This is a genomic window from Suipraeoptans intestinalis, from assembly GCF_009696485.1.
Lineage (GTDB): Bacteria > Bacillota > Clostridia > Lachnospirales > Lachnospiraceae > Suipraeoptans > Suipraeoptans intestinalis.
This window is the reverse complement of record NZ_VULY01000018.1, coordinates 1,553,584-1,577,759: the sequence shown is the minus strand read 5'-3', so window position 1 is coordinate 1,577,759 and position 24,176 is coordinate 1,553,584. Positions and strand designations below refer to the sequence as shown.

Annotated in this window: 22 protein-coding genes, 1 tRNA gene and 2 rRNA genes; 4 read left to right on the top strand and 21 right to left on the bottom strand. The window is 47.1% G+C overall.

From position 1 onward, the window contains the following. Positions 1-133: 133 nt before the first annotated feature. The 6 genes from rrf to FYJ34_RS08195 all read right to left on the bottom strand — a co-directional run bounded on the left by rrf (position 134) and on the right by FYJ34_RS08195 (position 5,494). Positions 134-251 (bottom strand): 5S ribosomal RNA (gene rrf, locus FYJ34_RS08220). Between the two features lie 88 nt (positions 252-339). Then, a 16S ribosomal RNA gene (locus tag FYJ34_RS08215) occupies positions 340-1,873 on the bottom strand. 567 nt (positions 1,874-2,440) lie between these two features. Continuing rightward, positions 2,441-2,530 (bottom strand) — tRNA-Ser (locus FYJ34_RS08210). Between the two features lie 92 nt (positions 2,531-2,622). Continuing rightward, positions 2,623-3,546: a CvpA family protein gene (locus FYJ34_RS08205; RefSeq protein WP_154477739.1), complete on the bottom strand. Its 924-nt coding sequence runs from the start codon at positions 3,544-3,546 to the stop codon at positions 2,623-2,625. Between the two features lie 173 nt (positions 3,547-3,719). Then, positions 3,720-4,940, bottom strand: coding sequence for a DUF5711 family protein (locus tag FYJ34_RS08200; protein ID WP_276959370.1), 1,221 nt, complete (start codon positions 4,938-4,940; stop codon positions 3,720-3,722). A gap of 32 nt (positions 4,941-4,972) precedes the next feature. Further along, complete coding sequence (locus FYJ34_RS08195) at positions 4,973-5,494, bottom strand: HD domain-containing protein (protein ID WP_154477736.1); 522 nt, start codon at positions 5,492-5,494, stop codon at positions 4,973-4,975. A 285-nt stretch (positions 5,495-5,779) separates the two neighbouring features. Here FYJ34_RS08195 and FYJ34_RS08190 point away from each other — a divergent pair, with 285 nt between their 5' ends. The 4 genes from FYJ34_RS08190 (at position 5,780) to FYJ34_RS08175 (ending at position 8,800) form a co-directional block, all read left to right on the top strand. Beyond that, the gene (locus FYJ34_RS08190) at positions 5,780-6,829 is read left to right on the top strand and encodes a methyltransferase domain-containing protein (protein ID WP_154477734.1); all 1,050 of its coding nucleotides are present in this window, start codon (positions 5,780-5,782) and stop codon (positions 6,827-6,829) included. Positions 6,830-7,019: 190 nt separating this feature from the next. Continuing rightward, positions 7,020-7,352, top strand: coding sequence for an arsenosugar biosynthesis-associated peroxidase-like protein (locus FYJ34_RS08185; protein ID WP_154477732.1), 333 nt, complete (start codon positions 7,020-7,022; stop codon positions 7,350-7,352). A 2-nt stretch (positions 7,353-7,354) separates the two neighbouring features. Further along, positions 7,355-8,332 (top strand): arsenosugar biosynthesis radical SAM (seleno)protein ArsS, encoded by a 978-nt coding sequence (gene arsS / locus FYJ34_RS08180; protein ID WP_173017081.1) that lies wholly within the window; start codon positions 7,355-7,357, stop codon positions 8,330-8,332. 12 nt (positions 8,333-8,344) lie between these two features. Next, a complete protein-coding gene (locus tag FYJ34_RS08175; RefSeq protein WP_154477730.1) occupies positions 8,345-8,800 on the top strand; it encodes a C-GCAxxG-C-C family protein in 456 nt (151 codons plus the stop codon). A gap of 109 nt (positions 8,801-8,909) precedes the next feature. Here the strand turns inward: FYJ34_RS08175 and FYJ34_RS08170 are convergent, their stop codons facing one another. The 15 genes from FYJ34_RS08170 to FYJ34_RS13560 form a co-directional block, all read right to left on the bottom strand. After that, a complete protein-coding gene (locus FYJ34_RS08170) occupies positions 8,910-11,858 on the bottom strand; it encodes a Cna B-type domain-containing protein (protein WP_173017080.1) in 2,949 nt (982 codons plus the stop codon). Positions 11,859-12,173: 315 nt separating this feature from the next. Continuing rightward, complete coding sequence (locus tag FYJ34_RS08165; RefSeq protein WP_154477727.1) at positions 12,174-13,124, bottom strand: 3-hydroxyacyl-CoA dehydrogenase; 951 nt, start codon at positions 13,122-13,124, stop codon at positions 12,174-12,176. A gap of 215 nt (positions 13,125-13,339) precedes the next feature. Further along, complete coding sequence (gene hxlB / locus FYJ34_RS08160) at positions 13,340-13,900, bottom strand: 6-phospho-3-hexuloisomerase (RefSeq protein WP_154477725.1); 561 nt, start codon at positions 13,898-13,900, stop codon at positions 13,340-13,342. Beyond that, positions 13,901-14,536, bottom strand: a complete 636-nt coding sequence (gene hxlA, locus FYJ34_RS08155) for a 3-hexulose-6-phosphate synthase (protein WP_154477724.1) — start codon at positions 14,534-14,536, stop codon at positions 13,901-13,903. 18 nt (positions 14,537-14,554) lie between these two features. Then, positions 14,555-15,127: an SIS domain-containing protein gene (locus FYJ34_RS08150; RefSeq protein WP_276959360.1), complete on the bottom strand. Its 573-nt coding sequence runs from the start codon at positions 15,125-15,127 to the stop codon at positions 14,555-14,557. Continuing rightward, on the bottom strand, positions 15,114-16,058 hold the full coding sequence (locus FYJ34_RS08145) for a ribokinase (RefSeq protein WP_154477722.1): 945 nt from the start codon (positions 16,056-16,058) through the stop codon (positions 15,114-15,116). Before FYJ34_RS08145 ends, FYJ34_RS08150 begins: the two co-directional genes overlap by 14 nt. A gap of 106 nt (positions 16,059-16,164) precedes the next feature. Further along, entirely contained in the window at positions 16,165-17,130 is a 966-nt protein-coding gene (locus tag FYJ34_RS08140) for an ABC transporter permease (RefSeq protein WP_154477720.1), read from the bottom strand. A 3-nt stretch (positions 17,131-17,133) separates the two neighbouring features. Further along, positions 17,134-18,156, bottom strand: coding sequence for an ABC transporter permease (locus FYJ34_RS08135; RefSeq protein WP_154477718.1), 1,023 nt, complete (start codon positions 18,154-18,156; stop codon positions 17,134-17,136). Between the two features lie 16 nt (positions 18,157-18,172). After that, positions 18,173-19,663, bottom strand: coding sequence for a sugar ABC transporter ATP-binding protein (locus FYJ34_RS08130; protein WP_154477716.1), 1,491 nt, complete (start codon positions 19,661-19,663; stop codon positions 18,173-18,175). Positions 19,664-19,811: 148 nt separating this feature from the next. Beyond that, positions 19,812-20,909, bottom strand: a complete 1,098-nt coding sequence (locus FYJ34_RS08125; RefSeq protein WP_154477715.1) for an autoinducer 2 ABC transporter substrate-binding protein — start codon at positions 20,907-20,909, stop codon at positions 19,812-19,814. Between the two features lie 73 nt (positions 20,910-20,982). Further along, positions 20,983-21,546 carry a 6-phospho-3-hexuloisomerase gene (gene hxlB, locus FYJ34_RS08120; RefSeq protein ID WP_154477713.1) on the bottom strand — a complete coding sequence of 188 codons (564 nt, stop codon included), beginning with the start codon at positions 21,544-21,546 and terminating at the stop codon, positions 20,983-20,985. Then, positions 21,530-22,576 (bottom strand): LacI family DNA-binding transcriptional regulator, encoded by a 1,047-nt coding sequence (locus tag FYJ34_RS08115; RefSeq protein ID WP_154477711.1) that lies wholly within the window; start codon positions 22,574-22,576, stop codon positions 21,530-21,532. The genes hxlB (FYJ34_RS08120) and FYJ34_RS08115 overlap by 17 nt, the downstream gene beginning before the upstream one ends. A 16-nt stretch (positions 22,577-22,592) precedes the next feature. After that, positions 22,593-23,255: a ribulose-phosphate 3-epimerase gene (locus tag FYJ34_RS08110; protein WP_320652047.1), complete on the bottom strand. Its 663-nt coding sequence runs from the start codon at positions 23,253-23,255 to the stop codon at positions 22,593-22,595. A gap of 211 nt (positions 23,256-23,466) precedes the next feature. Beyond that, positions 23,467-24,051 carry an ANTAR domain-containing response regulator gene (locus tag FYJ34_RS08105; RefSeq protein ID WP_154477710.1) on the bottom strand — a complete coding sequence of 195 codons (585 nt, stop codon included), beginning with the start codon at positions 24,049-24,051 and terminating at the stop codon, positions 23,467-23,469. Beyond that, entirely contained in the window at positions 24,042-24,176 is a 135-nt protein-coding gene (locus tag FYJ34_RS13560) for a hypothetical protein (protein WP_268878930.1), read from the bottom strand. Before FYJ34_RS13560 ends, FYJ34_RS08105 begins: the two co-directional genes overlap by 10 nt.

Here is a 24,176-nt window from a genome sequence, read left to right as displayed (position 1 = left end):
TGGCTGACCGTTTGTCGGTCATCAAAGTCCTGAAGCCTTCCCGGCAGCATCTCCCGCCGCTTCCTTCAACCCTTTCATCACAGACAAACCCCGGCTCTTTCCCGGTTCCTTCAATGCCTTTTTCTTTTTTAAAGTCTGGCAGCCACCTACTCTCCCACATCGTCTCCAATGCAGTACCATCGGCCGCCCGGGCCTTCACCATCGTGTTCGGGATGGGTACGGGTGTTTCCCCCGGGCGCATCGCCACCAGACAATCCTTCCAAAAGCTTCTTACGGCTCTCAAAGGTCTCCCCTTGATAACCAAACAATAGACAACAGCCCTTACTTCTTTTTCCTTAGAAAGGAGGTGATCCAGCCGCACCTTCCGATACGGCTACCTTGTTACGACTTCACCCCAGTTATCGGTCCCACCTTCGACGGCTCCTTCCTTGCGGTTAGGTCACCGGCTTCGGGCGTTACTGACTCCCATGGTGTGACGGGCGGTGTGTACAAGACCCGGGAACGTATTCACCGCAACATTCTGATTTGCGATTACTAGCGATTCCAGCTTCATGTAGTCGAGTTGCAGACTACAATCCGAACTGAGACGTTATTTTTGAGATTTGCTCACATTCACATGCTTGCTTCCCTTTGTTTACGCCATTGTAGCACGTGTGTAGCCCTGATCATAAGGGGCATGATGATTTGACGTCATCCCCACCTTCCTCCAGGTTCTCCCTGGCAGTCTCTCTAGAGTGCCCAGCTCTACCTGCTGGCTACTAAAGATAGGGGTTGCGCTCGTTGCGGGACTTAACCCAACATCTCACGACACGAGCTGACGACAACCATGCACCACCTGTCTCCAATGCTCCGTAGAGAACGTACATTACATACGCGGTCATCGGGATGTCAAGACCAGGTAAGGTTCTTCGCGTTGCTTCGAATTAAACCACATGCTCCACCGCTTGTGCGGGTCCCCGTCAATTCCTTTGAGTTTCATTCTTGCGAACGTACTCCCCAGGTGGACTACTTAGTGCGTTTGCTGCGGCACCGATGGGCTTTGCCCACCGACACCTAGTAGTCATCGTTTACGGCGTGGACTACCAGGGTATCTAATCCTGTTTGCTCCCCACGCTTTCGAGCCTCAACGTCAGTTATCGTCCAGCAGGCCGCTTTCGCCACTGGTGTTCCTCCTAATATCTACGCATTTCACCGCTACACTAGGAATTCCGCCTGCCTCTCCGACACTCCAGTTCCATAGTTTCCAATGCAGTTTTGGGGTTGAGCCCCAAATTTTCACATCAGACTTACGAAACCGTCTACGCTCCCTTTACACCCAGTAAATCCGGATAACGCTTGCCCCCTACGTATTACCGCGGCTGCTGGCACGTAGTTAGCCGGGGCTTCTTAGTCAGGTACCGTCACTTTCTTCCCTGCTGATAGAAGTTTACATACCGAAATACTTCCTCCTTCACGCGGCGTCGCTGCATCAGAGTTTCCTCCATTGTGCAATATTCCCCACTGCTGCCTCCCGTAGGAGTCTGGGCCGTGTCTCAGTCCCAATGTGGCCGGTCACCCTCTCAGGTCGGCTACTGATCGTCGCCTTGGTGAGCCGTTACCTCACCAACTAGCTAATCAGACGCGGGCCCATCTTACACCACCTCAGTTTTTACCACTTCATCATGCGATCCTGTGGTCTTATGCGGTATTAGCAGTCATTTCTAACTGTTATCCCCCTGTGTAAGGCAGGTTGCCCACGCGTTACTCACCCGTCCGCCGCTCAGTCACCTTGCTTCCACTCCCGAAGGCGTTTCCATAAGGTGCTTCGCTCGACTTGCATGTGTTAAGCACGCCGCCAGCGTTCATCCTGAGCCAGGATCAAACTCTCGTATGAAAACTTGAGCTCGGTATCTCACGAGGTCTAGTTTGAATACGCTCCTCGTCCACTTGGCGAACAACTTCTGTTGTGAGCTTAGTGACGCAGGAGCTTCCTATACGCATTCTCATGCGCGAAGTTCAATTCCGTTTCAGACAAACGTTAGCTTATCTTCCCGTTATTACTGTTGTTTTAGGTTGACAGTTCCATGCAGAACATGGTCCTGTCCGTTCTGAATTTTTCTCTTAAGAAATTTTCAGGGTTGTTGTCTATTGTTCAGTTATCAAGGTGCTTTGCCGCTCGCTCATTGCGAATCAGCTTAGATATAGTATCACAGGTAAAGAATCTCTGTCAACAGATTTTTTCAAAATCCTCTCATTTTTGTTGCCCTTTTTTGTTGCCCGAAAATGTCCGTATAGAACCAGAATACTTTTTGTTCTTTTTGACATATTCCATTACTATTATTTCGTGATTGCTCTTGCCACAAATATCGACGCCAGATGGATCTTGGGTTTCTGCCGTGCTTCCTGTAGTAAACCTGCAATAAAAATGAGAACCATCTAAATTCGATGCTTCCCATTTCAGCGGAGAAAGAGGGATTTGAACCCTCGCGCCGCTATTAACGACCTACTCCCTTTCCAGGGGAGCCCCTTCGGCCAGCTTGGGTATTTCTCCGTACTGCGGGCTTTTGCAAGCCCGATTGCTATTATAGTATTACTTTCCGGTTCCTGTCAAGCATTTCTGAAACAATTCCCCACATTCCGGTTCTACCGGATCAGAGTAATGATCTTCATAACCGGATTGCCGTCATAAATTGTCCGGAGGATCGTATCGTTTTGTATCATATCATAGATTTCTTTGCCTACCCCCGTAGTATACAGCAGAGTAATCACAACAAACAGGATCCACACGATGACCAGCGCGCCCACACCGCCCAGGATTCCTCCCCCCAGCCGGTTAAGGAACCCGATCACAGGAAGTTCTGACACGATATTCAAAGCAAAAATAATCGCCCGTAAAAGAATGATCGTCAGCAAAAATGTGCCCAAAAATGCCAGGATCTTTACGATCAGGTCAGCAAGATACGCTCCCACATACCCCCCGAAACTATCCACTCCCAGACGCTTATATTCTTCTTCGTTATTGTGATGGATCAACAGTGTCTTGAAAATCGCCGGGATATCCGCCGTATTAATAGCAGAAATCTGCATCTCTCTCGGCACATTTACCAGATCCAACACCTCTTTCGTGCTTGCTTCTTTTCCTCCTGCATACAGACCGTCCAACAGGCTGGCCGAAATTCCGTATTTCGCCAGCTCCTCTTTTCCTACCTTTCCGCTGACAATATCATCCACGGTAACTCCATACTGCTGCAGGGTTTCTTCCGTAATTCCTGCTGCGTTCAACACTTTTTTGACCCCTTCTGCCGAAAGATTTCCAGAGGTTCCCGCTTCCTGTACCTGATTTGTGACCATCCGTATCATGGCCTCTTCTACCTGCTCTTCTATGGCCTCGTCTATCGGAGTGTATTTGTCAATCGCCTTTGCCACATAGGGCGTCGCAAAAGAAACGATAAGAAATGTTACAATCGTCGTCAAAAGAGACACGCCTATTCTGATCGCTCCCTTGCAAATTCCTACGATGATGCAGATCAAAAAGATAATGCCGGTTGCTATTAATGCCAGATTCATCCGCTTTCCCCCTGTCTTCCTTCTTTTTCTTTTCCTTTTTGTACTGCGAAAGCCTGTTTTGTATGTCCTCTCTCATTTGTTTCCATGTGTTTCTATTGTGAAACTCTGTTTTCCAATCTCTGTTCCACCGCAGGCGCCGGATCTTACAGGTGCCTCCCTGAAGGTACACCTGTTTACTTTACCAGCCTTACTTCCTGGATCCCGTCGGTGTTGATCACAATATATTTGTTCACGCCTGAGATCGGAAACATTTCCTGTATGGAACTGCTTAGCTCGCCTTCAAACTTTTTCACACCACTTTTTGAAAAAATACAGCATTTTTTTCCTTCATACAAAATCACCTGACTGTCATGGATCTGAACCTGGCTGTACTCTCCCTTGAAGTTTTTCGATAACACTTTTTTTCCTGCCGTATTGTACAGTCTGAGCTCACATCCGCCTTTTTTTTCATTTTGCAGGATAAGTCCGATGTACCGGTCATTGAAAAATGCACTTTTGATTTTCTTCTTAATGCTGACCTTTTCCACTTCTTTTGGCTGGCTTTCTCCTCGATAGATGACAAATCCCTTATCGTGTATTCCCACTGAGTTCGTCCGGTCCAGAAAAGCCCCCTCTGCCATTACCACATTTTCATAATGTTCCCTGGATACTACATACTCTTTTTTTTCATTCCCGTTTTTTCCAAAATTATAATACACAATCTCTGAAGCAATCTTTCCCTCCTGCGTAGTCAGATACAGCACCTGCACCGTTTCCCCGTTTTCTGAAATGGAAAGATCCATGGGGTAGCCCGTATTCGCCGGGGACGTTTTCATCTCCACCAACACGTTCCCCTCCATATCGTAGCACAGGATCTTGGCTGCCATATCGTCTCTTAAGATAGCTCCCACGATCCCCTGTTGTGAAACTGCAACCTTTTCAATGGGCATAGTAGTGTGGATCTCTCCCTTTACTCCGTCCTTTTCTACCACCCAGATATCGTTGCCTCCCTTGTCTGCGATCACCGCCGCTTTTTTGTTTTGCTCCACAACAGGATTGCTGATCTGATAGGATTGGTTCCATTTTTCTTCTCCCTGTTGATTCAGATAAGCCGCCCCATCCCGGCTGTATTTCAAAATCCCGCCGTTAAAGTAAGCATAACTGCTGTTGGCAATCTCGCCGTCCGAATACGTTTTCAGCACCCTCGCCTTACTGTATGTCTGCAAAGCGATCAGCAGATAGATCCCAATGGCAAGCGCCAGTGTGACGGCCACCCCTGCTCCCACTCTCTGCCAGAACCGTATCTTGTGCCGGCGGATCTGCTGTTCCAAATCCTGGATGGTCATATCCTCCGTATTGATCTCTTCCACCAGCCGGTCGATCAGTTTCTCTGTCCCATCTTCAGATTCCTTCACAGTCCTGAAGTTCCTGTCCTTGCGACGCATGTCTATCTTCCTTTCACTCTTTTCCGCTTCTCTTTCCTCTTACAAGTCTCCAAAGCTCCACAATACTTATCCGTTATCACCGTCAGCCATCCTTCTTTTGTCTCCGGGATACGCCAAAGGGTCAGCGGCCACATATGTGTCCGTATCACGTCTCTTTCTTTTCTTCCCAAACGGAAAAACTTCCTTGCATTTTTATAGGCAGATTCCGGGTGAGTCAGTCCGTGAACCGGATTTCCCGTTTTCGCCCTGCACTCATGCCAGTCATATAAGAACAGGTCGTGCAGCATCGCCCCTCTTGCTGCAGCCCGCGCATCCAGACGCAGGATCCTGCTCCACTTATAATTCTGATAGGCCACACTCAGACAGTGTGCGTAACAACTGGTCACTCCATGGTGCGGATAAAGCTTCATACGTAGCACCACAGGATGTCTTGTCAGGTCCTTCACTTCCTCATAAAACTCTTTTTTCCAGCGTCTCTCCTGCCTTTTGTTTCTTCCCCATAACCTTTTTATTCTTTTAAACATCTATGAAAAAACCTCTCTGTATTACCAACATCACTTACCTATGGAGAGTATCACGACTCCCCTGCAAATACAAGTAATTTCTCTGAATCTGCCACTTTTCTTTCGATTTTCTTCAGAAATATCTTCCGCCTTTTTCTCCCGCCTTCTTTCCCGGTTTTTTCGCTTTTCTCTTTTCTGTTTTTTAAAAAAATGGTATGCTTGACCCACAGTTATTCAGCAGATATCTGTCCTTATATCTGCTGTAAAAATATCAGTCCCTGTATTCAGGGGGAAAAGGAGAAAACGATGGAACACCAGGATGTAAAAGAATACTACAGCAACATTACCGTCAACCAGGGGGGACAGATGGAAACGCAGATCTGTAGCTGTGCTTCTGACAAAATGCCTCCCCATATCCGGCAGATCGCCCGGAAGATCCCGGAAGAGATCACCACCCGTTTTTATGGATGTGGATCTCCCCTTCCCGACGCCTTAGAAGGCTGTACCGTATTGGATCTTGGCTGCGGGACCGGCCGCGACGTGTATATTGCGGCTGCTCTTGTCGGAAAAAGCGGCAAGGTCATCGGCGTTGACATGAATGACGATCAGCTTGCCATCGCCAGAAAATATCAAAAAACCATGGCGGAAGCATATGGATACGACAACGTGGTCTTTCATAAGGGGTTTATCGAGGATCTTCGGGAGGTCGGGATCCCCGATGAAAGTGTGGACGTGGTCATTTCCAACTGTGTGATCAATCTCGCTCCGGACAAGGAAAAGGTTTTCCGAGAGATCTGGAGAGTTTTGAAGCCCGGAGGCGAGTTGTTCTTCAGTGATATTTTTGCAGATCGTCGGGTTCCGGATGCCATCAATCATCACCCGGTCCTGGTTGGCGAGTGTCTGGGCGGCTGCCTCTATATCGAAGACTTCCGGCGTATGATGCGCCGTGTAGGGTGGGAGGATTTTCGTTATACCACCTCTTATCCGGCTGCCATTCATAATCCGGACATTGAAGCACTGGTAGGAAATATCCAATATTCCTCCCGCACTGTGCGCGCTTTTAAGCTTCCTCATCTTTTGGAAGATATCTGCGAGCAATACGGACAGATTGCCATTTACAACGGCGGCATAGAAGGGCATGAACATTTCTTTGATCTGGATGATCATCATAGACTCTATGCTCATCTTCCTCTTTCCGTATGCGGCAATTCTTGTGCCATGCTGGAGCACACACGCTTTGCCCCCTACTTTACCATCATCGGGGATCGTTCCCGCCACTTTGGGGCATTTGACGGCTGTGCCTCTGTGCCGGAGCCTGATGCCGCCGAAGAAAGCAGTGGCGGTTGCTGCTGTTAAGCAACAGCTGCATCCTAACGGGGAGGGAACAGGGTATTATTGTTATTTTCTATAATAGACATCCTTTCATTGGTATTTTCAATGTATTCCCTCTTGCATTGCCCTGCGGACCACTTTTATGCTAGAATACTTTCAGTATCGGGCAGACTCTGCAAAGGAGTCTGCCGCTGTCTGAAAGGAGGAACTTTTTATGAACACCTACTACAATCCCGAGGATCTGGCCAAGTTTTCCACAATGGGAGAGGAAGCTCCCGAGCTTGCCAGAGCCTTTTTTGACTACTATGGAAAAGTTTTTGCAGAAGGAGAGCTGACCGCTCGCGAAAAATCATTGATCGCTTTGGCCGTGGCACATTCTATTCAGTGCCCTTACTGCATTGACGCTTACACAAACGACTGCCTAAACAAAGGAGTCAGCCAGGCGCAAATGACAGAAGCGATCCATGTGGCAACTGCTATTCGCGGCGGTGCTTCCCTGGTACATGGCGTACAGATGAAAAATATTGCAAAAAAATTGGAGTTGTAGCTATGGCAATGAGAAATGCATTTCAGGAATTGACGGATATTCCGGCCTTCTCCACGCTTCTTTCAGAGGAATGGGGCCATACCGCCGATCATCTGTCTGTTTTACAACTGAATATCGGATATCTTTGCAATCTGGCCTGCAAGCACTGCCATGTGGAGGGAGGTCCCCATCGCACGGAGATCATGGCGCGAAATGTGATGGATGCCTGTCTTCGGTATGCCAGAGAGCAACAAATTGAAACCATTGATATTACCGGCGGTGCTCCGGAGATGAATCCGGATTTCAAATACCTTGTGGAACAGGCCGTCCGGATCGCGCCTCATGTGATCGTGCGTACCAACCTGGTCATTCTGACAGAACCCGGTTACGAAGATTTTATCGACTTTTTTAAAGCCCACAAGGTGGAGGTGGTCTGTTCCCTCCCTTATTACCGCCCCAAAGAAATGAACCGGGTGCGGGGAGATAGCTCCTTTGAACGATCGATTGAAGCTTTGACCCGATTGAATCAGGCAGGCTATGGCAGGCAGGAGGATCTGGTTTTGAACCTGGTCTACAATCCGGCCGGCGCCTTTTTCCCTCCGGAGCAATCTGCTATGGAGCGGGAATACAAGGCAGCCCTGCAAAAGGATTTCGGAATCGTATTCCACCATCTGTTTACCTTGATAAATAATCCCATAGGACGTTTCGGACAATTCCTTATTCGAAGCGGCAATCTGCCCTCTTATATGAACAGTCTGTATCAGGCCTTCAATCCCGGCACTTTAGGAGGACTGATGTGCCGTTTCCAGTTGTCCGTCCGATATGATGGCAAGCTATACGACTGCGACTTCAATCAGGCGGAAGACCTTCCCATCCTGACGGGGGAGACGATTTTCGACCTGGTAGGAAAGCCCTATAAAAAGCGGCGTATCTGCGTAGACAAACACTGTTATGGCTGCACGGCAGGCCAGGGCTCCAGCTGCGGCGGAGCCACGGAATAAGGAGGAGAAGATATGCATACACAAACACCACCGGATCTTTCCACCATTGTAGAATTGTTCCAGCACGGAGTGGGATGCGCCCAGATCGTAACCGGCGAGTTCTCCGAAGAGACCGGTCTGAGCCGGCAGCAGCTTCGCAAGTTGGGTGGCGCCTTCGACGGCGGCATGGGACGAGGCGAAAGCTGCGGCGCCGTCATCGGGGCCCTGGCAGTCCTCGGTCTGGTTTATGGACATAGCGACGTAGACGAAGGGAAGCAGAAAGCCCTTCTTATGGAAAAATCCCGTAAGTTTCAGGAGAAGTTCTGCGAAACCTATTCTTCCTGTCTCTGCCGACAGATCCTGGGCTATGATTTGTCCAAGGACGAAGAGGCCGCCATTATTTTTGAAAAAGGGCTGCTCTTTCAACTTTGTCCAAGGGTTGTATCGGATTCTATCGCAATCTTAAAAGAGATCCTGGAAGAGCCTTAACATCCCAGGATGCCGGAAAAGTGAAGTACAGACAGTCGCCAAAAAGGGACGCCCCCTCATCGATCCCCGATGTGCCGGAACGTCCCTTTTTCTTCCATTTTTCAGACTTTTATAGCGTTTCTGAGTCCCTGCCCGATCGCTTTCTGCTTGTCAGAATCCCTGCTGCCGAAACCATAGTCAGCAACAGCAGCGGCAGTGCCCTCGTGTCTCCTGTCTTCGGCGCCTTTTTCTCGTTTTTCTTGATTTTCCCCGGCTGCTCCGGTTTTTTTGGAACCTCAGGCGGGATTTTTTCATTGAGGATGGAAGACTTGTCATAGGTCACCTTGTAAGTGTCTCCCTGTAAAATAACCCTGCCGTCCTTTTCTCCCTCTTCCACTACCGTATATACATTTTCCTCTGCTTCCACCGTATCCGTTACCGGAAGATCTTCAAAGGTTCCTTTCCACTCATTCTCTCGATTCAGCGTTAAAAACCGATCTGTTTTCTTTCCATTTTTTACCAGATACACCTTTATTTCCGGTGCTTTTTCCGGCTGGATCCCTTTCCATTCCTTGGTCACCTGCAGTTTTCTTTTGGCCGGCTCCAGCGGGGTGACCGGTATCCTCTCTTTGTTTGTGATCTGAATGGAAAAGCTTTCCTGTTCCGGCGCTTTTACGGCAAACTCCTCTACTCGCAGCACTGTTTCTTCTCCGGTAGGATTCTGCACATTGGAAGGACGCAGCCTGGGAATCTTCAGCACCCATTCTCCCTGCTGGTTTTTCTTCAGAGTTAATCGGTATTCCAACAGCCCCGGATCCACAAATCCTCCCTTTGGAGCCTCCTCGTACTCCACTTTCACATCCTTCCCTGTGATCGGAATTCCTTTAAAGGCAACGTTTCCCTCCCAGGAATAGCTTTCTTTATTGTAGGTCATCTTCTGAATAACCGGCTCTTTCTGTCCTTCTATCTCCAGTCGGATCGCCACTTCAAAGCTTTTCAGCTCCCATGCCTCCTGGTCGAACACTTCTGCATTTTCCTGATACACTGCCATGAGATTTTCATAATCTGAAAACTGCGGCCGATTCAACCGGAAACTTAACGTCGGAGCCCCTTCCTGCCTTTCTATCTTGCCTACGGTAACCTGATATTCTTCCGATTGCAGCTCCTTCACATACAGCAGCTCTTCTATCGGTTTTCCGTGAACTGTTGCCGGCAGATCCTTTACTTTGTAGCGAAATCCATTTTCCGTATTTAATGTACAGGTCTCGATCAGCCAGTCCGTTTCTCCCTCTTTTGCCCGCAGTTCTACCTTGATCTCTTTCGGCTGTAATCCTTTTTCCCAGATCTTTATGATCTCTATTTCTTTTAACGGATTCTCTTCTTTCGGAACCTTTCCAAACACAACATTCCCATTGGAGCCGATCCCGCCGCCCTTCGAGGAAGTATTCCCAGTGATCATCAGCTTGGACAAGGCTTTGGCAATTGCTACGCCCTCCGGATCTGCAATGCTTTTCACTGCAATCTCCCGGGAGGCATCTTTTACCTGGATTTCCACTCCCGGCTCCTGATATCTGGCGCCCTTTTTATCCTCATAATGGCGGATCTTCGTCCCTCCGATCAGCCGATCCGTCAATGTCACAGAATAGTTTCCGGACAGCTTATCCGAGCTCCACAACTCATCTCCTGCCTCCCCGGCATGGTTGTCTACGATAGCCGCCCCATTTTCCGCATAAAACTTCGCTTCTCCGGTAGGACAGAACCAGGCTCCGCCGCCGCTCTTTGCCGGAAGATATATCCCTGTTTCTGTCATGATCCCTTTGCTTCCTGTCGCCTGATTTCCGCTGACATACGCATTCTCTATTTTCAGAGTATAAGGAATCGTCGTTACGCCGACCCCTCCGCCATAATCTCCTGAAATGTTGTTTGAAATCTCTCCTCCGGTCAAAAGTCCTCCGTTGGAGGAGATCAAAACGCCGCCGCCCACCTGATCCGACCGGTTTTCTGTGATCTGTCCTCCTGCCATATGAAACTTTCCTGCATAATGCTTCTCCCAGGTATCAATGGGAAGTTTGGCGATTTCTTTTTCCAGGCCAATGCCGTCTACCGCCCAGTCGGACACAAAGACGCCTCCGCCCTGATAGGCTCTGTTTTCCCGGATCACGACGGTACTTCCTTCCGGCAGTGATACCTCTACATTTCCATTTGCCGAGATTCCTCCGCCGCCTACTCCTCTGTTGCCCTTCAGGATTCCACCGGAAAATACAGCCGTTGCCAGTTCCTGGGGCTTCAGACGGTCTTCTGAAACCGCGCTTCTTTCGTAATCATAGGGACTTGCGCTTCCCACAAGGACAGCTCCCGCCCAGCCTTGATTTTCACTGATCTCTCCGCCATTCATGGTCATCTTGCTTCCCGGCGCCACAAATACAGCTCCGGCTCCCGGAGAGTCGGACCACAGCAGACTGGGATATGGATAATAGACAGACGCCTGATTTTTTCGGATGATCCCTCCGTTCATAACCATTTCCGCGCCGTTTTCCAACCGGAATGCGCCGGAAGAGTATGCGGTGGAGGCCGTGCTATAATCATGATTTTCTATCGTTCCCTGATTCAGCGTGATTCTGGCATTTTTCCCGCTTGCAATGATCGGGGCCCTGTAAGATCCCCCTCTTCCTTTTGCGTCATGATATCGTCCGCCATTGATAGTAAGAGTACCTTTCACACTGAGCAAATTCGCATTGCTCCTGCTCTCCTTCTGTTCTCCGTCTATCTCGATCCCTGACTCCAGCGTCAGACCTGCCCCTTCTGCCACGGTCAGAAAGGTGTCTGAAAATCCTTCCCCCCGTTTAAACACAGCACTTCCCGCTGCCTTTAGCACAACGCTTTTTCCTTCTAGGACTAAAGTCTCTGTAAACAGATAGTCTCCGTCTTCCAGCAGGATCTCCTCACCGTCTTGTGCCGTCTGCAGCTTTTCCCGCAAAGCTGCAAACCTCTGTGCCGGCGTCTCTTCCTCCGCATGCACCCTCCCTGCATTTCCAGGCAGCCAGAAAATGGCCGCCAGCAACATGACCAGTGTCGTCAATAAGCACCTTCCCCTTGGTCTCATTCCTAAAATTCCCCTTTCCTAAGATTTTCTGCTTTGACTCTATCATAGAATTTCTTGTTTTTCCAGTATTCTTCCGGAAATTCCCGTTTTTTTGAGGGTTTTCCTCCCGGACTTGAAAGAGGATCTCACGGTGCAGAATCCTTCACAGGCGATGGATTGCTTTTGCGGCACACTCCCTGATCGCCACAATGCCGTCCCTAAGAGGCATTTTATTTTACAGGATACCGTGTTTTATACGCAAAAAATCCGGCCTTGCGGTCGGATTTTTTGCGTCTTTCACTTTTTTCTGTGTCAGTATTTATAGATTCCTTCTCCTGCATTTACGCCGGTTTTTCCTGCGTCAATATACTCCTTCAGCTTCGCTGCAATCTTGTACATAACCGTACCGGGCTCCTGTGCCCCCGGTTTTGCCAGAACGATCTGATACGCTGTCATCAGACCTACAATGTCCAGGATCTGGAAGGGTCCCAAAGGCGATCCTGTTCCCAGCTTCCAGGTGTTGTCGATGGTTTCGGGATCCGCCACATCATTGGCCCACAGCGCTTCCGCCGCACTTAAAAATGGCACCAGCATGGAATTCAGAATATAACCCGGCTGTTCCTTTTTCAGCGGCAATGGAACCATTCCGATCTCCCCGGCAAATTCTACCACCGCGTCATAAGCCTCCTGGGAGGTTCCTTCATGGCCCATAATTTCAGCCGTATTCCCTCTCCAGATATTGTTCGCAAAATGCAGTGCCAGGTATCTGTCCGGTCTTCCGGTATCCTCTGCAAACATACTGGGAAGCAGCGTGGAAGAGTTGGTAACCAGAATGGTATGCTCCGGCAGATACTCTCGTATTCTCTTGTAAAATGCCACTTTTTCTTCCCGATTCTCTGCCATTGCTTCGATCACAAGGTCTGCATCCTGAAACGCTTCTGCCTCACAAAGCTCCAGTTTTATATTTTTGTATGCTTCTTCTATTTTCTGCCGGAACTGCTGGATATCCGCCTCCGTCAGCTTGGAAAACTCATTAGTAAACCCTCGTGGACAGTCTGGATAATCTTTACCCAGATGCGCCTCCAATCCTTCCACTTCTTTCAGGTAGATCTGATATAGCCGATCCAGCTTCGGCTGGGTTCTTCCAATGGAAGCCTCACTCCTCAACCATATTTTTACACAAAATCCTTTAAACGCAGATTGAAACGCGATCTGGCTTCCCAGTACGCCTCCGCCTGCTACTACAATGTTTTTAAATTTCATAAAATTCCCTCCTTCATACGTGACTTTGTAACATCTTTCTGTTTTTCCGATTCACTCAAAAGGTACGCTTTTGGCATGCTTTCTGCCTGCCATAGTTTCTATACCGTTTCAGTATACTCCTTTTTCAGAAAACAAAGAGGGCTTTTCTTCTTTTTTTATAGGTTTTATACTTTTTTTAGATTGTAGAGCAGTCCGAACTATTCCTGTGCAAATTGCTACTCCAAATTTGCATGCCGCTCAAACATTTTCTCCGCTGTACATTGCATACATTCCATCAACCCTAGAATCAAAGTATCGCATACAATCCATGCCAGTTGCTCGAACGCACTCCCCATTGGCTGAATGGAGGTCTCCTTTTGGTCAAGGGTGCTTTTGGGTGTGGCTCCCGGGATCTCTATCACCACATCCGCTTTTCTTCCCAAACAGGATTCTTTAAAGATCGTAAGAAGTCCCAGCCTTGCTTTGCATTGTTTTGCTTTCTCCGCCATTGCTTTCAAACTATCCGTCTCTCCAGATCCTGAGATCACAAAGAAAAGATCCCCCTCCCCAATCTTTGGCGTCGTCGCATCTCCTGCTACATACACCGTGAGTCCCAAATGCATCAGTCGATTTGAAAAAGCTCTGGCTACAAAGCCGGATCGTCCCACTCCCGCCACGAATATCCTCTTTCCTGTTTGGATTTCCCGCACAGCATCCCGAATCTGCTCTCCTCTGATTCTGGATGATTTTTCTTCCAGTTCTTTCAATATCATCTGCAAGATTTTTTCCTCTGCCATCTACTCCCACTCCTTTATCTTTTTCCGAATCCCTTTCGCCGTTTCCCCGGGATCCTTCGCATGCGTCAGTCCTCCTCCCACAATCAGGATCTGTGGCTGCAACTGCGCATATTCTGAAACGGTATCCAAAGATAGCCCTCCCGCCACGGATATTTCTGCCAGTCTGCAACAGCGTTTCATTAGCTTCAGATCATCTATCGGACGCCGCCCTTCTGCCTGCTGATCTGTCCCCACATGTACCGCCAGCATGCTTACTCCAAGAGTTTCTAGCCTTTCTATTCTTTTTTCCAGTTCCTTTACGCAAATCATATCTACTACTATCTGTTTTCCCATTTCTTTTCCTGCTCGCAAGCATCCTTCTATCGTCAGGTCATCCGTTACCCCGAGGACCGTCACATAATCTGCTCCCGCCTGAAACGCCATTTTTGCTTCATAATACCCTGCATCCATAATTTTCAGATCTGCCAGCACTTCTTTTTTGGGGAATCGCTTTTTCATTGTAGTAACCGCTCGCATACCTTCCTGGTACACGAGTGGCGTTCCTATTTCAATCACGTCGATCTCCTTCTCTATCACTGTTACCAGTGTGATTGCTTCCTCTAATGTCAGATCATCAATTGCCAACTGTATCTTCATTAGCTTCTTCCTCCTTTTCTACTCCAGATTAGCATGGTACTGCCAAAGTTTTTTCATACAAATATTTTTTCTTTGGATCATAAGCATCGCTATCGTATCTCCAAATAGTAGCAGTGTCTGCTCAAATAAAGATGTCATGGGCTGCTTTGATACGACCCTTTGATCATTTTGCTCTGGTTCTTTTCCAGATACCGGAATCTTCACAAAAAAATCCCGATATGCCTCCATGCTACACGTTTTTCGATATCCAATCTGCACCACTGTTGCGCCCAGTTCTTTCGCTTTTTTCGCAATCATTAGCGGAAACAAGGTTTCCCCACTGCCGGATCCTACTACCAACAAATCCCTGTCCGTCATGGCCGGTTCTGTAATCTGCCCTACCACCACCGTAGAAATTCCCAAGTGTGCATATCTTTTTGCCATCGCCTGCATAGATAAAAAAACGCGTCCTACCCCTACAAAAAACACTTTTTCCGCCTGTTCTATCAAATCCAGAAACCCCTCCGCCTCCTCAGCCCGAATCTTTTCCAACACGACGGTGCATTCTCCCGTTATGATTCTTCCTACTTCCAGAAAACTATTTTCTTTCACCTGTTTCCTCCTTTTCCAGAAATGCACTAACCTCCTCCTCTGTGGGTATGGCTGTCTGCGCTCCCATTCTGGAAACACAGATTCCTGCCGCTGCATGAGCAAATCGAATCGCTTCCTCCAGTCCCTGCTTTCTACAAAGGCCTATGCTCAGTGCCGCTCCAAAAGTGTCCCCCGCTGCAGTGGAATCCACCGCCTCCACCTGAAATCCCGGAAAGAAAGCTCCTTTCTTTCCATCATACACAAAAGCTCCTCTTTCTCCCAGCTTCAAGACCACATATTTCGGCTCCGCCATCCGATACAACTGACGGGCTGCCCTCTCTGTCTCTTCTTGTGTCCCTGGATAGATCCCTGTCAACGCTTTGGTTTCAGATTCATTGGGAGAAAGAATGTAAATCCCCTGTAAGGGAGACAAATCCAGTTGCATAGCAGGCCCGGCGTCCAAAAACACCGGAATCTTTTTTTCTTTTGCCAGCACATAGGTGTCATAGACTGTCTGAATCGGCATTTCCAACTGCATCAGAATCATGTCAAACATTTCCCGCTCCAACACTTTTTTTACATCTTCCCTACATAACTTCCTGTTTGCCCCCAAAGCCACGTAAGAAACATATCTACCGTCCTGCTGTAAAAGCATAACGGCAAGTCCGGTCTGTTCCTGTTCATCCTGCACGATCCCGTCTGTACGAACAGTACCCTTCTCCAATTCCTGAATCAGTCTATCTCCGTTAGGGTCTTTCCCGACCCTCCCTACCATGACTACTTCTGCCCCCAGAAGCGCAGCTGCTAACGCCTGATTGGATCCCTTCCCTCCTGCTGTATATCCATATTCTCCACACAGGACGGATTCACCCAGTTCCGGAAGCCTGTCTGCTCCCTGTATGAATAGATCCATGTTCATACTCCCTACCACTAACAGTTTTGGTTTTTTCATTTCCTTCTCCTAACATATGATTTCTGGTACTTATTTTGCTTTTCAATAAAGTATGGGTATCTCAGGCATGTGCTTTTGCACGCCAAGATACCCTCTTCTTACTGTACTAATTGCTGATTTTACTTAGTTTTTTGATTTTTCTCTTATCCAGCGCAAAATTAATAATCAGGAGTCCCACCAGTGCCACACCCCAGATCAAGTCTCTATAATAGTTGCTGATACTTGGAAACATGTTCAGATAAGATGACATCATCTGCAGGATTACTACCGCAATAGCGATTCCCGGTACTGTTCCAAATCCACCGTTTGGATTTACGCCCCCTAAAACAGCGATCAGAATGCACTGCATAGTATAACTGCTCCCAAAATCTGCCTTAGCCGAATTGATTCTTGCCAAACTTAACAGCCCCGCCACAGCAGAAAGAAGTCCTGACAGCATATACGCACGAATTAGCGTGAGATTACAGTGAATTCCCGAAAATCTTGCCGCTTTCTGATTAGTTCCCACCAGGTAGATCCGTGTCCCAAATTTTGTACGTCCCATAAGAAAGGATGTCAAAGCCACTGCGATCATAAATACCACAAAAGATAGGGGAATGTAGCCAAATAGAGCCGTTGTTGCAAAGCTGGTATAGCTATCCGGGATTCCACTGACAGTGCTTCCTCCGGATGCAATGATGGCAAGCCCCATAAATAGCTGATAGGTTCCCAGTGTTGCCAGCATAGCTGGAATTTTCAGATAAGATACCAAATATCCATTAAAAGCTCCACACGCCAGACCCACCGCGACAGCTACAAGGATCGCAACCATTGGTGTCGTGTTCTTCTGCATTAGCAATCCTGCGATAATTCCGCAAAGGTTTGCAATATAGACAGTAGAAAGATCGATTCCACCGGAAATCATACAGATTCCGACTCCAACAGCCATCAACCCATATTCTGACAGCTGTTTTGCCATGGTCTGAAAATTCCCGATCTTCATAAATTCTGATGTTTTGGTAACTCCTGCGAGGACAGCAAAAGCAAGCAACAGGATCAATAATCTTTGTATGTTATGGTCTGTCTTTTTCATTTCTTACGCTGCCTCCTTTTTTACTTTTGTTTTGATCCGATTGGAACTATGGCTTCGAACAGCTGAAACTGCCGTCCCTACAATAATGATCGCCCCTATAAACACTTTCTGCCAGTAAACAGAAATCCCTAAAAGTATCAGACTATTGGATACCATTGTTAAGAGAAGCGTTCCCAACAGGCATCCTTTCAGTGTTCCGATCCCTCCCGTCATTCTGGTTCCTCCGAGAATGATGGCTGCGATCACAATCATCTCCCCTCCGGCATACTCTGTAGGTAAATATCTCATAGACATGACTGCATAACACAGCCCTGCAATAGCTGCAATTCCTCCATTGATCACAAAAATCCCAAAGCGGATCGCATTTACTTGAAATCCAGCTCTTTCTGCCGAAATTTCATCGCCGCCTACAGCATAGACTCCACGTCCTACCAAAGTTTTATTCAGTAGCAAATAGGCAAAAATGTATAGGGCGATCATAATCAAAAATGTCACCGGTAGTGTAGAACCTAATCCGCTTTTCGCATTTTTTACCGTTAGCAGAGACATTTTCCCAAAAGCGGCCAGATTTTCCGGAAGATCCATTCTCTCTGCCTCAAATGCTCCCAATAGGATTCCACTGAAAATAGAACTGGTCCCTAGGGTAACGATCAGGCTGGGAAATTTGTATTTTACAATGATAAATCCGTTTAAGGCGCCCATGACGCATCCAAATGCAATCCCTATCAAAAAAGTCAGAATCCAGGGTGCCTGCTGCAATCCCATTTTATTTGTCAAAATAATAGCTAGGTAACTGCTCAATGCAGCAATCAGAGGAAAGGACACATCCGGTCCTGTACTCACAAAGGCAAGCAGCGCACAAATGGCGTAAATAGAAGGAACGATCATAGAGCGAAGCAAATCCACCAGATTGTTATTTGTAAAAAACAGCCCCGAACGCATCTGTATGGCCAAAGACAGTCCTATTATGATCAAAAATACATAAAACTCTGTCTGAGAAGTTAATTTTTTCCATGTTTTTTGCATATCTTCCCACCTCCTTCTATACAGATGCCCTTGTCAAGGCTGTCACATTCAGATCTCCTGCTTCCAGTGTTCCTGTTACTTTTCCACCCTGCATTACAATCGCCCTGTCACAGGTAGCGATGATCTCCGCCGCATCATCAGATACCACAATAATCGCCATCCCCTCCGCCGCAAGTGTCCTAAGCAGTCTATGAATATCATACTTCGCTCCGATATCAACCCCTACCGTCGGTCCATTTAGGATCAATACCTTGGGATGGGTGGATAACCATCTGGCTAATACCACCTTCTGCTGGTTTCCGCCTGACAGGGTCTGTACCGGAAACTCGTGATTCTTAGTTGCCACGCCGATTTCATCCACCCAGGTCTGGGATTCTTCCGATACCTTTTTGGGATTCAGGACTCCCGCCCTTTTGGCCAGCTGATCTAATCTCGTTACCGTAATATTCCGAATAATAGACTGTGGCAAAAACAGCCCCTCTGTCAGCCTATCCTCCGGCACCAAAGCAATCCCCTGTTTTTGCGCTGCTTTCACGTCTTTCAAGCAGACTTCCTTCCCTTCTATCCGAATCTTTCCTGCTGTGGGTCGATTCATTCCAAACAAAGCCAAAGACAACTCCGTTCTTCCCGATCCCAATTGACCTGTGATTCCCAAGATTTCTCCCTGTCTCAACTGAAAATTCACATGCTCGAATCCTTCTGCACTCAGATCCTCTGCTTCCAGAACTACTTTTCCGTATTTCCTGTTTTCCTGCAGCTCTTTTTTTTGTGTCTCAAAATGCCTTCCTGTCATATAATATGCAAATTTTTCTTCTGTCATTTCCTCTGTCGGACAGCTGATCACATTTTCTCCATTTCTTAAAATAGTGATTCTGTCCGATATCTCAAACACTTCATCCAATTTGTGGGAAACGAACAGAATGGTGACACCACTCTTCTTCAACTCTGCAATAATCTCAAACAGGCGATTTACTTCTTTCTTTGTCAAAGCCGTTGTAGGTTCGTCCATGATAATCAGCTTTGCATTGTCCAACAGGGCCCTGGAAATGGCAATCAGCTGTTTATCTGCCACCGGAAGCGTCTCTACCAGTGCATCTAAATCCACTTCAAAGTTGATCTTTTGAACTGCTTCCTCTGCGATCCGTCTGAACTCCTTCTTCCTTACAATTTTCTGTTTGTTGGCAAGCACCTGATTCAATGCCAGATTTTCTACCACTGTAAGGTTGGGAAACACAGAAAAATCCTGATAAATCACCTGAATTCCTGCTTTAATGGCTTCTGCCGGCGTCATTACCGGATATCCCTTTCCGTCTACCTCTATTGTTCCTGCATCTGGCTTGTAAAATCCAGATATCACCTTAATGATGGTGGATTTCCCACAACCATTTTCCCCTGCAAGGCAGTGAGTCTCTCCTTTTTTTATCGTCAGATCTACCCCCTTCAATGCGTGAACTCCACCAAACGATTTCTTGATTCCTTTCACTTCCAATATGTTTGTTTGCGCCATACTCTCGCCCACCCTTTCTTTTCACCGGTGTAACGTAAAACAACTGTTCCAATTCTCTTACGTTGCACCGGGAAACGAGGAAATCGCACATCCCACTCTATTGTAAGATGTGCGATTTTCCCAAAACATCTAACAGCTGCCGATTTTTTTAGAAATCGTAATCATTGATATTTTCTTTTGTGATAGTCAGATCCGCCTGTCCGATCAGACATCTGTTATCTCCTTCCACCAGCATAACTTTGTTGTATCCGTCACGTCCAAGATCTGTTCCGTCTCCTACTTTTTCCCCAGAGAGGATCATTGATGCAACTTTGCACATAACATATCCGGATTCTTTCGGATCCCACAGTTTGATAGTGGAAATGGTTCCGGATTCCACATAAGGTTTAAATTCATTTGGAGTTCCCACTCCTACCACTTTCACATTCAGTCCCAATTCTTCTACCGCTTTGGCAATTCCCGGACAATCTGTGGATGCTACCCCTGTAAAGCCTTTCAGATCTGGATTCGCTTTCAAGATTTCTTTTGCTCTTTCGTAGGAAGTATCAATAGATTCTTCCGACTCTGCTGACGGAATCGCTCCGTCATTGATCAGTTCCATCTTCGGATAAGTCTTTTTCTGATGTTCATACTGCGCATTTGCATACTCCATGTGTGTAGTAGAAGTTGTATACGCTACCATCATGGCATACTTTCCTTCTTCGTTCATGTCCTTTGCCAGTGCATCCATGATAGCCGCACCAAAATCGTCTGCCGTAAATGCTTCCGTGTCAAACAACGTATTTTTCTGGTTGGACGCTTCATGTGTGATCACAACGATTCCCTGTTCCATCGCTTTCTTCAGAGACGCTTCAATAGCTCCCGGATCGATAGGAACCACACAAAGAGCATCTACTCCCTGATTGATCAAATCATCAATGACCTGCACCTGGGAAGCTGCATCTGCATTCGCCGGTCCCTTCTGAATAACGTTAATTCCTGTTTCTTCTCCAAACTCATTCACTCCCAGTTCCATGCGCTTAAACCAGTTTGCCGTATTATCCTTTGTTACCACAGCAATCGTCCATTCTGATTTGTCCTTGTCTGACTTGTACTTTGCCAGATCAAACAAATCTCCGTCCGCACTCTTTTCTGACTTCTTGCCAGAATCCGATGACGTACTGCCTTTTTCGCTGCTGCATGCTACCATAGACAAAGTCATTGTAGCAACTGCCAGAATGGCAATCCATTTTTTGAGATTTCTCATACCTTCTTCCTCCCTTTACTTTGTGTATAATAATTGTCCCATGTCGTCACATGGCCCATTTTGGGCAAATTTCCTATTCCACATTTCTGTGTCTTTTTACCATTTCTTCTGTCGATACTCCCAATTCCTCTCGTAACATCATGACCAACACGTCATACAGGATTAGCAGAGACTGCTCAAACAGATTTCCCATCAACTGCCCGGTAGAAACAAACTCCCCCACAGCTTTATACGCAGCCGCCGGAACGCGAATCACCTGATCTGCCACAGAAAGAAGAAATCCCTCTGAAGATGGAGTAATCAGAATCAATTCTGCCCGATTCTTTTTCGCCATCTCTCCAATATAATTCTCATGCCCCACATCCGCAGATCCACAGGCACAGATCATTAAATCTCCTTCGTTTATGGACGGAGTCGTGTCATCCCAAATCCAGTAAGCCTGCTTTCCCAAATGCATCAGCCGCATCGCAAAAGCTCTTGTAGAAAGTCCTTCCCTTCCTGCCCCCAAAAGAAAAATTCTGTCTGCTTTTTTTATTGCTTCCAAAAGCGGTCTGATATCTTCATCTTCCATCCGGGAGAATACTTCGTTTAGTTCCTCCAGCGCCATCTGCGATAGTTCCTTAAATCTGTCTTTCATCTGCCTTCCTCCGGTCTTCCTTCCATATTTTTAAAATAGGTTTCATTACAACCTGCTCCTGATGTTTCGCAGGATATTTAATCCTCTCGTTTAAAAGTTTAACGGCCTTGCGCCCCATCTGCTTTGCGTCTCTTTCAATATAGTTGAATTGACTCTCCACAATATCCAGCGCTTCTATTCTGTCCAGTCCAATACAAGAAATATCTTTTTCCAGACGTTCGCCTTTCTCATACAATGCCTTCAAAAATCCCAAGCTGGTCCTGTTGTTGCAGGTCACTACTGCCGTCGGACGCTCTTTCCTGTCCAGTAGTTCTGCCGACAGTTCATACGCCCTTGTCATGCGGTAATTTCCTTCTAGAATGTTGTCCCTGTCTATGGGAATCCCTTGTTCCTTCATGGCCTTTTCATATCCCCTCAGCCGAACCCTGGCAAGTACCCTGTCCTGAGTCGCATTGATCAATGCAATTTTTTTATGTCCACTCTGTACCAGGTATGTTACTGCTTCATAGATTCCTGTCTCATCATCAAAAAAAATTCCGTCATATTTTCGCAGACTTTCTGTCTGCCGATCCATAATTACTATCGGAGCATTCAAATCCTCTAAGAGCTTGTGGATTGCTTTCTGTTGTTCCTTGGAGGTGTAATCTACTGCCGGCGTATACAAAAGTCCCTTAACCCGGTGCTCTTTCAGCATGAGAAGTGCCTTTCTGTCCTTCATGGCGCTGTCATCTGAATTGCAGCAAATCAGTGTCGTATTATCCTGATCTGCAATTTCTGTGATCCCTCGGAGTATCTCACCAAAAAAAGGATTATCCACCTCCGGCACGATCACTCCGATAGTATCTGAACTTTGCCTAGAGAGGTTTCTTGCTGTTGCAGAAGGTGAAAAATTTCTTACTTTCATCACTTCCAATACTTTTTCTTTGGTATCCTGTTTCACACAATCTACTCCGTTCAACACTCTCGACACCGTTGCTTTTGAAACTTTTGCTTCCCGCGCAATATCATTGATCGTCAGCTCTTTTGCCATCTTTTTCCCTCAAAAGTTATCCTATTATCCTGCGCATTTTCTGTATTCCTTCTTTTACTCCTGAGATCCCACATAAGAAACTGGAACTTCCTGCCACAAAGATGTCCGCGCCTTTTTTTGACATCTGACCTGCCAGATCATAACTAACATTTCCATCCACCTGTATCTCTATGTTTGGATATCCCTTTTCATCAAGAAACGTCCTACAATCTGCGATTTTATCTACAGCCATAGGGATTGCCTTCTGCCCTGCAAACCCTGGATTAACCGTCATGATCAGCACTCCGTCAATATCATCCAGCACATATTCCAAACTGCTTACCGGTGTGGCCGGATTCAGCGCGACCATTGCCTTTGCCCCGGAACATTTGACCTCCTGCAGCGCTTTTTGCAGGTGCAAGGTACTCTCTCCATGGACAGAAACCAATTCTCCCTCTTTAAAATCAAACCATCCAATCTTTTTTTCCGGGTGCATCACCATCAGGTGTACATCTAAAGGAATTTTTGTCAGTTGGCGAAGCTGTCTGATGTAATCTGTCCCCAATGTGAAATTCGGCACATATTCACCATCCATGATATCTATATGCAAATACTCTATCTTCTCTTCCTCGAATATGCTCAGATAGTCCTTTAACTGATCAATTTCCACACACATCATAGATGGTGACAATTTTTTCACTGTATCTTCTCCTTACTTATCTGCTCCTCTTTTATGTAACCGGTTTCATTTATGACTTCAATATACCGTTTCTCTTTTTTTCTGTCAATTCCAACCACTTCCCTTTTTTTATTTTCAGAGCATTCCACAAAATCCGGCAGACACTTTTCCTATTTCCGCCTGATTTCTTAGATACTCTGCACAAAGAAAAATTCTTTTTCTTCCCTTCTCCCTACCCGTATGTCCTGATGATCGTTTCCGCGATCTCTTTTTTGGGGACGCACTGATCCATGGCCTGCTTTTCAATGTATTTGTGCGCGTTTTCTTCGCTAAGCTTCAATTCACTGATCAGGAGCCATTTCGCCCGGTTTACCAGCCGGATCTCCTGCATTTTTTCTTCCATACTCAATGTCTTTTTCCCCAGTTTTCTCAAACGCTCCCTGGCACATTCCAGCCAGCTGAGAGCCTGGGTCAGGATCTGGCGGGAAGTCGGTTTTGCCAGCGTGTAAACTCCGTGCCGGGTCAATTCGTCTCTGGTGGCTTCATAGATTTCCTGGCGGACCAGAAACAAGACTGCCACCGAATCCCAGCTGCAGGCATCAATGGCAAATCGGATTCCCGTTTCATCCGGAAGGGGAGAATTGATCACTACCAGGTCAAATCTTTTTTCTGCCAGGATCCTTTTTGCCATTCCCACATCCTTTGCGATCCGCACCGGCTGATGCTTGGATCTGGAAAGCAGCTGGCCAAAAGAATGGTTAAAGTTTTCTGATGCTGATACGATCAAAACCCCGTAACTGGTTTCTTTCATTTCCATGCCGCTTCCCTCCTTCCGTCATCAAATGTCTGTTTCTTCTGCCGAATGCCCTGCTTTCCTCCCGGCGTTTTCCTCTTTGCTCTGCTTTCTCTGCCTCTCACTGCCGGTACCGGGCGCTCTTCCAT

What these genes read in the sequence shown, in the direction of transcription:
- FYJ34_RS08205 (WP_154477739.1), bottom strand. Translation starts at nt 3,546, where the DNA reads ATGAATCTGGCATTAATAGCAACCGGCATTATCTTTTTGATCTGCATC.
- FYJ34_RS13560 (WP_268878930.1), bottom strand. Translation starts at nt 24,176, where the DNA reads ATGGAAGAGCGCCCGGTACCGGCAGTGAGAGGCAGAGAAAGCAGAGCA.
- FYJ34_RS08175 (WP_154477730.1), top strand. Translation starts at nt 8,345, where the DNA reads ATGCATACACAAACACCACCGGATCTTTCCACCATTGTAGAATTGTTC.
- FYJ34_RS08165 (WP_154477727.1), bottom strand. Translation starts at nt 13,124, where the DNA reads ATGAAATTTAAAAACATTGTAGTAGCAGGCGGAGGCGTACTGGGAAGC.
- FYJ34_RS08135 (WP_154477718.1), bottom strand. Translation starts at nt 18,156, where the DNA reads ATGCAAAAAACATGGAAAAAATTAACTTCTCAGACAGAGTTTTATGTA.
- FYJ34_RS08185 (WP_154477732.1), top strand. Translation starts at nt 7,020, where the DNA reads ATGAACACCTACTACAATCCCGAGGATCTGGCCAAGTTTTCCACAATG.
- hxlB (WP_154477713.1), bottom strand. Translation starts at nt 21,546, where the DNA reads ATGAAAGACAGATTTAAGGAACTATCGCAGATGGCGCTGGAGGAACTA.
- FYJ34_RS08145 (WP_154477722.1), bottom strand. Translation starts at nt 16,058, where the DNA reads ATGAAAAAACCAAAACTGTTAGTGGTAGGGAGTATGAACATGGATCTA.
- FYJ34_RS08125 (WP_154477715.1), bottom strand. Translation starts at nt 20,909, where the DNA reads ATGAGAAATCTCAAAAAATGGATTGCCATTCTGGCAGTTGCTACAATG.
- FYJ34_RS08105 (WP_154477710.1), bottom strand. Translation starts at nt 24,051, where the DNA reads ATGGAAATGAAAGAAACCAGTTACGGGGTTTTGATCGTATCAGCATCA.
- FYJ34_RS08115 (WP_154477711.1), bottom strand. Translation starts at nt 22,576, where the DNA reads ATGGCAAAAGAGCTGACGATCAATGATATTGCGCGGGAAGCAAAAGTT.
- FYJ34_RS08130 (WP_154477716.1), bottom strand. Translation starts at nt 19,663, where the DNA reads ATGGCGCAAACAAACATATTGGAAGTGAAAGGAATCAAGAAATCGTTT.
- FYJ34_RS08190 (WP_154477734.1), top strand. Translation starts at nt 5,780, where the DNA reads ATGGAACACCAGGATGTAAAAGAATACTACAGCAACATTACCGTCAAC.
- FYJ34_RS08195 (WP_154477736.1), bottom strand. Translation starts at nt 5,494, where the DNA reads ATGTTTAAAAGAATAAAAAGGTTATGGGGAAGAAACAAAAGGCAGGAG.
- FYJ34_RS08140 (WP_154477720.1), bottom strand. Translation starts at nt 17,130, where the DNA reads ATGAAAAAGACAGACCATAACATACAAAGATTATTGATCCTGTTGCTT.
- arsS (WP_173017081.1), top strand. Translation starts at nt 7,355, where the DNA reads ATGGCAATGAGAAATGCATTTCAGGAATTGACGGATATTCCGGCCTTC.
- hxlB (WP_154477725.1), bottom strand. Translation starts at nt 13,900, where the DNA reads ATGGCAGAGGAAAAAATCTTGCAGATGATATTGAAAGAACTGGAAGAA.
- hxlA (WP_154477724.1), bottom strand. Translation starts at nt 14,536, where the DNA reads ATGAAGATACAGTTGGCAATTGATGATCTGACATTAGAGGAAGCAATC.